Below are 11,039 nucleotides of genomic sequence, written 5' to 3'. Positions count from 1 at the left end.
GGTTATACCTCCAGATCCAGTTGTTCTTCATCGAGATCCGCCTCGATGTCATCAAAGAGCGAGTCGCTGCTCGGCATTTCGTCGTCGTGGAAGATGGCTTCACCCTCCTGGATCATCCGCAGCTGAACGGCGCGCGGATCTTCATCGGAACGCACATCGGCGGCGAAACGGAACACAGATTCGTTGACCCGGAATTTATCCCCGTTGCCAAGGGCGGTGATCATGCCAAGGCGGCGCAGACGGCGCATGGAGGTACGGATCTTTTCGAGCAACTTCTTCTTGTCGAGATCGGTCCCACCGGAGCGGCTGTTGACCATCCGCAGCAGCTGCTTCTCGTCGGCGAGGCTCAGCACCTCTTCTTGCAGCTCGGCCATGGCGAATACCCCTTCCGAAGCCAGACGATCCGGGCTCAGGTAGAGGTAGCAGAGCACCTTGCCCACCAGCATATCGAGCTCTGAGAGCACAGTGGTGCCGATGTCAGAGCTCGGGCGCGGACGCAGGTAGAAGAAGCCTTCCGGCGCCTTGATCAGCTCCACCTGATAGCGGCCGTAGAAGATCTCCAGCTCGCTGTGATATTCGACCAGCGCCGAATGCTGCTCGAACTCGTCGGCACTGATGTGGCGACCGGAGCGCAAGGCGGTGTCGATGCGCGGAAACAAGGGGTTGGCAATCGCCTCTGCGAGCCGCAGCGGCAAGGGAAACTCAGTATTGATCAATGACATAGGCCTGAACCTTGGATCCAGCTTGGTTAATGGGTTTCCATGCGGGTTGGCGATGCAGTTCGCGCTCACCGCTGGCATGGCCCAGGCGCACGGCCTGGTCGATCAGAAGACGCGCCACATCGAAGTGGGCATGAGCCGGGTAATCCAGCAGGTATTCCCGCAGCACGTCGGCTAGATCCAGCTGCTGCCCCTGCTCGGGGTAGCGGGCCAGGTGGCGCTCGATGCGCTCAGCCAGTTCCTGGTTGATGTCCACCATCTCCATGTACTCCATCTCGAGGGGCACCTCACCGGTCACCTCCTCGTCGTGGATGGCGATGGTCTCGTCGCGCAGCTCCAGCAGACGGGGCTCTTCGGCCACCCGCAGTTGCCAGTTGTGCTGCTCGAAATTGCGGATGGAGTCGCGCAGCCGCTGGCTGAAGGCGCGGTTCTTGTCCATGTCGATGGCGTTGCGGATAAATTTATGGACGTGGCGATCGTAGCGGGACCAGAGCTCGATGCACTGCTGCCCCCAGCTGGTGATCACATCCAGCCGCCCCTGTAGGGCATGGGTCAGCTCCTCGACGTGGAACAGATCGTCGCGCCCCTGCGCTGCCTCCTGAATGTTGAGCAGCCCCGCCTGCAGGCGGTGGCCGGCAGCATCCAGGGTATCTTGCAGCTCGCGCAGGGTTTGGCCGGTCTCGTGCAGCAGCTTTTCGCAGCTGTGAATGGCATCGACCCAGTTCTGGGTCAGCAGGGCCGCAATCTCGCTCTTGACCTGATTCTGCTGCTCATCCATGGCGCGCTGGGTGAGATCGATCCGCCCCAGGGTCTCTTCCAGCGAGAAGGTGAGGCGCGGCAGCACCTCGGCATCCCACTGCTCGCGGGTGTTGGTCTCGAGCGCCGCCTTGCGGGCGGTGTCGAGCTCGGCAGCCAGGTGTTCGAGCAGAATGGAGAGCTTGATGGAGTCAACCTGACGCTGATCGAGAAAGAAGTCGACGATGCCGATCCCAAGGCGCGACAGGCGATAGAGGCTCTCCCCCGCCACCATGTCGGTGTTGAAGCGCGACAGCAACTGCTGGCGGATCAGGTCGTTGATGGCGTTGTTGGCGCGACCGGTGAGGGTCTCGTCCATCTGGCCAAAGGCGCTGCTGACGTAGCCAAAGGCATCGTGCAGCGCCGCCTCAGACAGATCCGACTCATCTTCGGACAGGGTCTTGATTGCAATCAGAAAGGCCAGCCGGTCGGTGGGCAGGCTCAGCGCCAACCCCTCCTGCCTGACCCATCCCACCATCTCTGGCAGGGTACGGGATGTACTCATCATGACGTTGTCATCTCGTTGTTGTATTGGGCGCAAAAGCTTGCGCGCGGCTACATCCAGTAGCATCGAAAACATGGTTCACTTGTCAGTGAACAGCGATCAACTGGCCGGCTTCTGGGCCATCACATGGATATAGCGACCAAGGGCGACAAAAGGCTCCTGACGGCAATATTGCTGCTCCATGGCCAGCAGATCATCGAACTTCTCCAGTTGATCCTGCTTGTGACGCATATAGTCGTGAATGACCCGCACCCCGGTCTTGCCGATGATGCGCAGCCCCCCGCGACCAAGCCAGTCATAGACCTGCTCTGGCAACTGGGGATTGGTGGGCGTGAGCGCTGTCTGGCGCTTCTTGCGCAGGCCCAGGCGCACATAGTCAAAATTGCCCACCACCAGGCTCTGGAACAGCAAGCCATGACGGTTGTAAAAAAGCAGCGACAGTATGCCCCCTGCATTGACGAAAGGGAACAGACCCATCAAGGTCTGGCGCGGCTCGGCAAGCCACTCCAGCACCGCATGGCAGAGCACCAGATCAAAGGTACCTGTCACGTGTGCTTTAAGATCCTGAATGGGGCAATGGATGAGACGAATTTTATCTTCCAGCCCCTTCTCGGCGATCTGGACACGGGCCAGTGCCAACATTTCTGCTGACAGATCGCACAGTTCCACCTGATGGCCCAAGGCCGCCAGCTTCTGGGCGAAAAAGCCAAAACCGCCCCCGGCATCGAGGATGCGCAGCGGTCGGTTGCCAAGGCGCGCCAGACAGGCTTCGATATCGCTCCAGACGATGGTGGTGCGAATACGCCCCTTGGTGGAGTCGTAAATGTTGCGGGCGAACTTGTCGGCGCGCCCGTCAAAACTCTGATCGTGCTTCAAGGAGAAACTCAACATTAGCGCCACTGGGTGGTGGCCATCCCAAAAAAGAGCGCTATTCTGTCACATCCCGAATTTACTGAAAACTCAAGGAAGTGTCTGTCGTGTTTGTGCTTAAAAAGTGGCTGGGGCATCTGCTGATGCCGCTCCCCTTCTCCCTCTCCTTGTTGCTTGTCGCCCTGCTGCTGCTCTGGTTCACCCGTTTTCAGAAAACCGGCAAGTTGCTGGCGACCCTAGCCCTGCTCATCGTGGCGCTGATGGGGATGCGGCCGGTGAGCTATGAACTGGCCCGTGGGCTGGAGCAGACCTACCCGCCGTTCGAGGTGAGCCAGCACCCTAAAATTGAAGCGATCGTGGTGCTCGGCAATGGCCATGTCAGCGATCCGGCGGTGCCGATGCGCTCCTGGCAAAACAATATTGCCCTGGCCCGCACCCTGGAGGGGGTACGGCTGGCCCTGGCCTATCCGCAAGCCGAGCTTATCTTCTCAGGCTATGTGTCGGGGGATCCCCTCTCCAACGCCGAGGTCAATGCCCGGATGGCCGAGAGTCTCGGCGTTCCCCGCTCGCGGATGACGTTGTTTGAAAACAACAAAGACACTCATGACGAAGCGGTCAGTATCAGTCGCCACCTCAAGGGAAAAGAGGTGGCGCTGGTCAGTTCGGCTACTCATTTGCCGCGTGCCATCGCCCTCTATCAGGGTCAGGGGCTCAATGCCGTGCCAGCCCCCACCGACTACACCGCCAAGCAGAGCCAGGTGGCCCAACCGCTCTACAGTTATTTACCCAGGGGGCGTTATCTGATGTATTCCGAAGCCGCCCTCCATGAATGGATTGGGGTATGGTGGACCCGCTTGCGGGGGCAGGTTAACGAATGAGCGATCAAGCGTTTCATTCCTGATTTGGATCAGGAAAGCGAAAAAAAATTACGTCATTTGCCCCCGGGTCAGCTATCTTGGGCTCGGTTCAATTCATATAATGTCGCGCAATCAAATGCCTAGGAGATATAGAAGATGAGACAGCACCTGGTAATGGGTAACTGGAAACTGAACGGCACCAAAGCTTCTGTTGAAGCTCTGATAAAAGGACTGACCCCGGCTGCTGCCGCTCATCCTTCTGTGCAAGTCGCCGTTTGCCCGCCGGTTATCTTTTTGGGTCTGGTTGAGCAGCTGACCGCTGACAGCAAGATTGCTTACGGTGCCCAGAACGCTGACGTTCACGAGTCTGGTGCCTTCACCGGCGAGAACGCCCCTTCCATGCTGAAAGCCTTCGGCTGCACCTACTCCCTGGTCGGCCACAGCGAGCGTCGCACCCTGCACGCAGAGACCGACGACGTGGTTGCTGCCAAGTACGAAGCGATCCAGAAAGGCGGCCTGGTGCCGGTTCTGTGTATCGGTGAAACACTGGAGCAGTTCGAAGCCGGTGTAACCAAGAACGTGGTTGAGACCCAGCTGAAAGCCGTTATCGACCGTTGCGGTATCGCCTCTTTCACCAACGCCGTAGTTGCTTACGAGCCGGTATGGGCCATCGGTACTGGCAAGACTGCCACGCCGGAAATCGCTCAGTCTGTGCACGCTCACATCCGTCAGTACCTGGCCGGTTTTGATGCCGCCGTTGCTGCCAAAGTACAGATCCTGTACGGCGGTTCCGTGACTGGCGCCACTGCTGCCGACCTGTTCGGTCAGCCGGACATCGACGGTGGCCTGGTGGGTGGTGCGTCCCTGAAAGTGGACGACTTCTCCCAGATCATCGCTGGTGCTGCCAAGTAAGCGCCAATGACTGGCAAAGAGAGGGGCATGTCCCCTCTCTTGTATCGCTTTTCCTATGGTGGCCCCCGCATCCCATACGAAAGCCGATATAGTAAAAGTGGCTTGTCTATTACAACATCCGCATTTGACAACTCAGATCCAGAGGCACTCATGACCAAACAAATCAAACGTATTGGTGTTTTGACCAGTGGTGGCGACGCACCCGGTATGAACGCAGCCATTCGCGCCGTTGTTCGCGCCGGTTTGCATCATGGCTTGGAAGTGTACGGTATTTATGATGGCTACCTCGGCCTGCACCAGGATCGCATCGTCAAGCTGGAGCGTCACAGCGTCTCAGACGTCGTGAACCGGGGTGGTACTTTCCTGGGCTCTGCCCGTTTCCCTGCCTTCAAAGATCCGGCCGTACGTGCCGAAGCGATCGAAAACCTGAAAAAACACGGCATCGACGCCCTGGTGGTGATCGGTGGTGACGGCTCCTACATGGGTGCCAAGAAGCTGACCGAAGAGGGTTTCCCCTGCATCGGCCTGCCGGGCACCATCGACAACGACATCGCCGGCACCGACTTCACCATCGGTTTTGATACCGCCCTGAACGTAGTGGTCGATGCCATCGACCGCCTGCGCGATACCTGCAGCTCCCACCACCGCATCTCTGTGGTCGAGATCATGGGCCGCCACTGTGGCGATCTGGCCATGTCTGCAGCCGTTGCTGGCGGTGCCGAGTACGTGATCGTGCCGGAAGTGGCGTTTGACAAAGAGAAGCTGCTGCAGCAAATCAAGGAAGGTGAAGCCAAGGGCAAGCGTCACGCCATCATCACCATCTGCGAGCACGTCACTGACGTCAATGCACTGGCCAAGGACATCGAAGCCCTGACCGGCCGTGAAACCCGCGCAACCATTCTGGGTCACATCCAGCGCGGTGGTGCCCCGACAGCCCGCGACCGTATCATGTCCAGCCGTATGGGTGCCTTCGCTGTCGAGCAGCTGCTGGCAGGCCAGGGTGGCCGCTGTGTCGGTATTCAGGGCAACGAGATGGTGCATCACGACATCATCGACTGTATCGAGAACCTGAAGCGTCCGTTCAACCAGGAACTCTACGATCTCTCCACTACCCTGTTCTAAGCCAGCTGGCTTGCACAGGCGGTAGATGACAAAAACCCTCCATCGGAGGGTTTTTTCATATCTTATGCAAGCTGGCGTATAGGTACTCTGTGCAGTCGTCGTCTTGCATCCTGGCCTTTTCCCCACCTCTTGCGCCATCTCACTGATAGTTAACAATCTTCTCCTGGCACCGCCCAAGACACAGTGCCGGTATTGCCGTAAATGTTTTATCACGGTTGAATTGGCCTACGGTCGCTGCGCACTGCTGACGCTCAGGCAAGCTTGTTTGGCATGCCCGTAAACACACATCACTGTGTATCTTCATCTGGTTGACGGTATTCAGATATCTTCCCCACCCATGCTCAGGCTCTGCTCTCGTATTGCAATCACATTACTCACTCAGATGCACCACCCACGCAAATCGCAGTTCGAGACCAGCCCAGCCCGAGAGTACACCTCTGGCTTAGTGCGCACCGCACTATTGATGAAACCTTGTCTATTCCGTGGCCGACGGGAAAATCGGCGGTGAAAAAACAGCCTGCCGCCACCCTGTATCCCCCGATGCACGGCTCTCCTCCCGATGAACCCAATGTATTGCTGTAAAAATGCGGTGACTCCGGCCTGATAAAGTCATGGTGCGACAAGGGTTGGCAACCAAATTGCCTCCACCAAATTTTTTTGGATGAGCTATCTGCGTCAGGTATCGTCAAATCATAACCAGATACACTTTTTATGGCCTCCATGACACAGTTACGAGAGGGATAACTTATAAACCCCTATTTGAGTCCCATATAAAACCCACCAAAAAATCAACAAGCAAATCCATAAGCAATTGAATTTAAACGACATAATAAATAAAACTGGTTCTTGGATGGGTAGCGCGTCGCAATAGACGATAAAATCAGCGCAATATATCAAAAACAACCATTTCAATCATAGACACACGCAAAGCAGCCATTTTATCAACTTAACCCTTGTTTTAACCCCCTGTTATGGTATCTTGACTGCATCAACCAACAACTTGGGGAGAAAAAAATGAAAGAGTTTGTCGTTACTGCCGTTTTCACGGTGTTTTTCACCTTGGTTGCTGTCTCTCTGCCCTCAGTGTCACAGTTCTGAGCCGGATTAGAGAGGCATCAATCCGGACCCACCCTCTTTGCCTTGTCTGTTTAATCGCCACCAACTGGCGTTTTTCAGTGACGATGTCGAGATGGTCAACCAAGATATGATTTCATCACGTTGACGCTGTTTCTTTCGCCACAAGGGTTTAACCAGGATGGTTTTCCCACACTCTGTTTGGCCTGATGGAGTAAAACCAACAGCAGATCATATCTGGGGGGAGCCAAGCTCCCCTTTTTGTTACCCGTCATTCGACAATCACTCTGCCTCGGCATCTATAACAGGCCAGTTGACGCCTTACGGCCTATGCCCACGACAGTTGTTGTTTGCCCCTCCTGTGCTCTCCATTCAACACAGCTAAATCCATCAGCAATCTTTTGTGCACACCTTTTCTCTGATACTTGTCCGCCAGATATAAAAAAGCCCCCACCATCATGGCAGGGGCTCGCGTTATGCAGTTTTAGCTCAGCGCTGTTTTATTCAGCTCAAAGCTGTTATGCCTTGTTCCAACGCTGCGGGTCATATTCCGGGCTGAAGCGGTCAACAATGACGGCACAGGCGGCATCACCTGTGATATTGAGAGAGGTGCGGATCATGTCGAACAGACGATCCAGCGCAAACAGCAACGGTAATCCTTCGATGGGGATCCCGGCTGCCAGCAGTACGGCAACCACCAGGAAGCTTGGGCCCGGCACACCGGCCTGACCAATCGCCCCCAGGGTGGAGGTCAAAATGATGGCCACCCAGGCACCGGCACTCAGATCGATGTTGTAAACCTGAGCGAAGAAGATGGCGACCAGACCGTAATAGATGGCGTTGCCGCTCATGTTGATGGTGGCACCCAGCGGCAGCACGAAGGAGGCGGTCGCGTTGGTCACTTTCAGATCATGCTCACAGGTCTCCATAGTGACCGGCAGGGTCGCCATGGAAGAGGCGGTGGAGAAGGCCACGATCTGCGGCTTCTTCATGGCGGAGAGGTACTTCACCACCGGGGTGTTGGAGAAGATCGCCACCAGCAGCGGATAAACCACAAAGCCGAAAATGAGGATGGCAGCCACGTAGACCACGAACAGCTTGAGCACCAGCGTCAGCACATCGAAGCCATAAGTGCCGATGGCTTCAGCCATCAGACCGAACACCCCGAGCGGCGCGATGATCATCACCTTGTTGATCATCCAGACGAAGGCATCTACCAGGGTATTGAGCCCATCGACCAGCGGCTTGGCCCGCTCGCGCGGCTGCTTGGCCAGCGCAATGCCGAGGAACATGCAAAACACCAAGATCTGCAGGATGTTCGCCTCGTTGAGGGAGTTAAAGACGTTGGTGGGGATCATGCCAAGCAGGGTGGCAACCGCATCCGGCAGTGCCCCTTTATCGGCGTAGTCACCGCCAAACATGGAGGCGACGGAAGCGAAATCGACCCCGACACCCGGTTTGAAGATCTGCCCCATCACCAGTGCCAGCAACACGGCCAGGGCTGATGTACCAAGGAAGAAGGCCAGCGTCGCTGCGCCGATCTTGCCCGCAGCCGGACTGGCCCCCAGATTGGCGGCGCCAGAGAGGATGGCAACCGCCACCAGCGGGATCACCAGCATCTTGATCAGCTGGATAAACAGGGTACCGAGCGGTGCAAACACGGTGGCTTGTTCACCCATGAACGCGCCGACCACTGCGCCCAGTACCATGGCGACCACAACCTGGAAGCCAATGTTTTTAATGAGTCCTTTAGTTAACACAATATGTTCCTTTATGTAGCAAAATTCACACTTTCCCAGTGCAATTAACCAAACATGAGAATAAGAATCTACCAATCCCCCTGTTTGCGCGTGTTATCTCACATTTAATTGCTGTTTTAAATCGGCAAATCATTAACCTTGGCTATTAATAAGTTTGCGAAAAAGTAAAGATTCAAAGCGGTCTCGGCGATTTTTACCTCACCCCCCATGACAACTGGCAAAAGATTGTGCTAGTTTGGCTGCACAAACGTACACACAGGGATGTAAAGATGCTGAAAGTTAACGAGTATTTCGATGGAAATGTAAAATCCATCGGTTTTGAGCAAAAAGGCGAGAAATCAACCGTCGGAGTGATGAATATCGGTGACTACCTGTTCAACACCGCCGCCCCCGAGCGGATGACGGTGATCAAGGGCGCCCTCACCATCCAGCTGGCCGATGAAGATGAGTGGCACACCTACAGCCAGGGCGAATCCTTCCTGGTGGCCGGTCACTCCTCCTTCAAGCTGGAAGTGAAAACCCCCACCGCTTATCTGTGCGAATTTCTCGACTGATCCGGCAGGTTGAAGGGGATCTGCCCCTTCAACCTGCTTAAGCTACCCCCTGCGACATTATCTGTGTCCATGTCACAGCACGGCATATCCCCGCTTTCCATCCTCGGCAAAAATCCTAGAATAAACAGACATAAACCATCACCGGATTGATGTCATGATCAGCGTGTTTGACCTGTTTTCCATCGGGATTGGCCCCTCCTCTTCCCATACCGTCGGCCCCATGCGTGCCTCTTATGCTTTCGTCCAGCAGCTCAAGCGGCAAGGCCATCTGCCGCAGGTCACGCGGGTCGAAGTGGAGTGTTACGGTTCGCTGGGACAGACCGGCAAAGGACACGGCACCGGCAAGGCGATCATTCTGGGACTGGCCGGTTTTGAACCCGAGTCGGTCGACATCGATGCCATTCCGGATCTACTGGCCCAAGTAGAGAAGGCGCAAAGCCTATTGCTGGCTGGCGAGCAACCAAGCCACTTTCCCCGCAGCGGCGCCATCATCTTCAATCGCCGCAAGACACTGCCGGCCCATACCAACGGAATGACCCTGCGAGCCTTTGCTGCCGACACCGCGCTGCTGTTTAGCCAGACCTACTACTCCATCGGGGGCGGCTTCATCATTGAAGAGAGCCACTTCGCCACCGCCAAAGAAGAGGCCGCCAACGCAGAGGCCGAACACCCGGTTCCCTACCCCTTTGACAATTGTGCCCAACTGCTAGCCCACTGCCGGGAAAGCGGCCTCTCCATCTCGGGACTGCTCCTCGCCAACGAGCGAGTTTTTCGCAGCGATGAGCAGATAAAAGCGGGATTGCGCAAGATCTGGCAGGCGATGCAGGGCTGTGTCGAGCGGGGCTGCAAGAGTGAAGGGGTGCTGCCGGGCGGCCTCAAGGTACGGCGCCGCGCCCCGGGACTGTTCCGCCAGCTCAGCTGCGAGACCAACTTCAACAAGGATCCCTTGATGGTGATGGAGTGGGTCGATCTCTTCGCGCTGGCAGTCAACGAAGAGAACGCCGCCGGTGGCCGGGTGGTCACCGCCCCCACCAATGGCGCTGCGGGCATCATCCCCGCCGTGCTCCACTACTACGATCGCTTCGTTCATAAGGTGGATGACGAAACCCTGGTGCGCTACTTTCTCACCGCCGCCGCCATCGGCATCTTATATAAGAAGAACGCTTCCCTCTCCGGGGCCGAAGTGGGCTGTCAGGGGGAAGTGGGTGTCGCCTGCTCCATGGCGGCCGGCGCACTGACCGAACTCTTGGGTGGCAGCCCGGCCATGGTGGAGAACGCCGCCGAGATCGGCATGGAGCACAATCTCGGGCTTACCTGCGACCCTATCGGCGGACTGGTGCAGGTGCCCTGCATCGAGCGCAACGCCATGGGAGCCGTCAAGGCGATCAATGCCGCCCGCCTCGCCCTGCGGGGCACTGGTGAACACAAGGTGTCACTAGACAAGGTGATCAAGACCATGTGGGAGACCGGCAATGACATGAAGACCAAGTACAAGGAAACCGCCCGTGGTGGCCTCGCCGTTAACATTACCGAATGTTAAAAAACTTAATCAAGCTCTACTTGGCACCAAAAATACCCGGCATTGCCGCAATGCTGTTCACTTAAGCGGAGCTGCATTGCGATCTACAGGAAAACGGGTCTTTGATATCTTCACCGCCCTGGGCCTTGATGGCCTGGGGCGTTTTTTTATGAACATGACGCCTATGCTGCCCCGCAACTCCACCAATCTCCTTGCCGTATGCGCTGGCGATAGCGCACCCGCCATCGCTGCCATCTGGTTCGCTAGGAACTGACAGGCAAATTTGAAACTAACCTCATTGGGGGCTCTCTGATGCGTAACGGCTGCTTGGCTTGGCTAATAACACCATGTC

At 56.6% G+C, this 11,039-nt stretch carries 9 protein-coding genes and 1 pseudogene; 5 read left to right on the top strand and 5 right to left on the bottom strand.

Translation table 11 applies throughout. From position 1 onward, the window contains the following. Positions 1–2: 2 nt before the first annotated feature. The 3 genes from mukE to cmoM all read right to left on the bottom strand — a co-directional run bounded on the left by mukE (position 3) and on the right by cmoM (position 2,895). Positions 3–722, bottom strand: a complete 720-nt coding sequence (gene mukE / locus BN1125_RS06050) for a chromosome partition protein MukE (RefSeq protein WP_005345759.1) — start codon at positions 720–722, stop codon at positions 3–5. After that, positions 703–2,022 carry a chromosome partition protein MukF gene (mukF, locus tag BN1125_RS06045; protein WP_042011240.1) on the bottom strand — a complete coding sequence of 440 codons (1,320 nt, stop codon included), beginning with the start codon at positions 2,020–2,022 and terminating at the stop codon, positions 703–705. The genes mukE and mukF overlap by 20 nt, the downstream gene beginning before the upstream one ends. A gap of 96 nt (positions 2,023–2,118) precedes the next feature. Continuing rightward, positions 2,119–2,895: a tRNA uridine 5-oxyacetic acid(34) methyltransferase CmoM gene (gene cmoM / locus BN1125_RS06040; protein WP_042011335.1), complete on the bottom strand. Its 777-nt coding sequence runs from the start codon at positions 2,893–2,895 to the stop codon at positions 2,119–2,121. A gap of 101 nt (positions 2,896–2,996) precedes the next feature. Between cmoM and elyC the strand changes: the two genes are divergently transcribed. The 3 genes from elyC to pfkA all read left to right on the top strand — a co-directional run bounded on the left by elyC (position 2,997) and on the right by pfkA (position 5,780). Beyond that, entirely contained in the window at positions 2,997–3,767 is a 771-nt protein-coding gene (elyC, locus tag BN1125_RS06035; RefSeq protein ID WP_042011239.1) for an envelope biogenesis factor ElyC, read from the top strand. Positions 3,768–3,902: 135 nt separating this feature from the next. Further along, the gene (gene tpiA, locus BN1125_RS06030; RefSeq protein ID WP_042011237.1) at positions 3,903–4,658 is read left to right on the top strand and encodes a triose-phosphate isomerase; all 756 of its coding nucleotides are present in this window, start codon (positions 3,903–3,905) and stop codon (positions 4,656–4,658) included. Between the two features lie 150 nt (positions 4,659–4,808). After that, the gene (pfkA, locus tag BN1125_RS06025) at positions 4,809–5,780 is read left to right on the top strand and encodes a 6-phosphofructokinase (protein ID WP_042011236.1); all 972 of its coding nucleotides are present in this window, start codon (positions 4,809–4,811) and stop codon (positions 5,778–5,780) included. Positions 5,781–7,372: 1,592 nt separating this feature from the next. Here pfkA and BN1125_RS06020 read toward each other — a convergent pair. Beyond that, positions 7,373–8,614 (bottom strand): dicarboxylate/amino acid:cation symporter, encoded by a 1,242-nt coding sequence (locus tag BN1125_RS06020; protein WP_084202266.1) that lies wholly within the window; start codon positions 8,612–8,614, stop codon positions 7,373–7,375. Positions 8,615–8,883: 269 nt separating this feature from the next. On the opposite strand from BN1125_RS06020, the gene ppnP reads away from it, so the two are divergent. Both ppnP and BN1125_RS06010 read left to right on the top strand, forming a co-directional pair. Then, complete coding sequence (gene ppnP, locus BN1125_RS06015) at positions 8,884–9,168, top strand: pyrimidine/purine nucleoside phosphorylase (protein WP_042011235.1); 285 nt, start codon at positions 8,884–8,886, stop codon at positions 9,166–9,168. A gap of 154 nt (positions 9,169–9,322) precedes the next feature. Then, positions 9,323–10,708 carry an L-serine ammonia-lyase gene (locus tag BN1125_RS06010; protein ID WP_042011234.1) on the top strand — a complete coding sequence of 462 codons (1,386 nt, stop codon included), beginning with the start codon at positions 9,323–9,325 and terminating at the stop codon, positions 10,706–10,708. Positions 10,709–10,765: 57 nt separating this feature from the next. Here BN1125_RS06010 and BN1125_RS18460 read toward each other — a convergent pair. Beyond that, positions 10,766–11,020: pseudogene (locus BN1125_RS18460) on the bottom strand (IS4 family transposase); the annotation flags it as partial. Positions 11,021–11,039: the final 19 nt, after the last annotated feature.

The sequence above is a fragment of the Aeromonas fluvialis genome (genome assembly GCF_000819885.1).
GTDB classification, from domain to species: domain Bacteria; phylum Pseudomonadota; class Gammaproteobacteria; order Enterobacterales; family Aeromonadaceae; genus Aeromonas; species Aeromonas fluvialis.
Note: the sequence above shows the minus strand (reverse complement) of the source record. Positions and strands in the feature narration are given on the sequence as shown.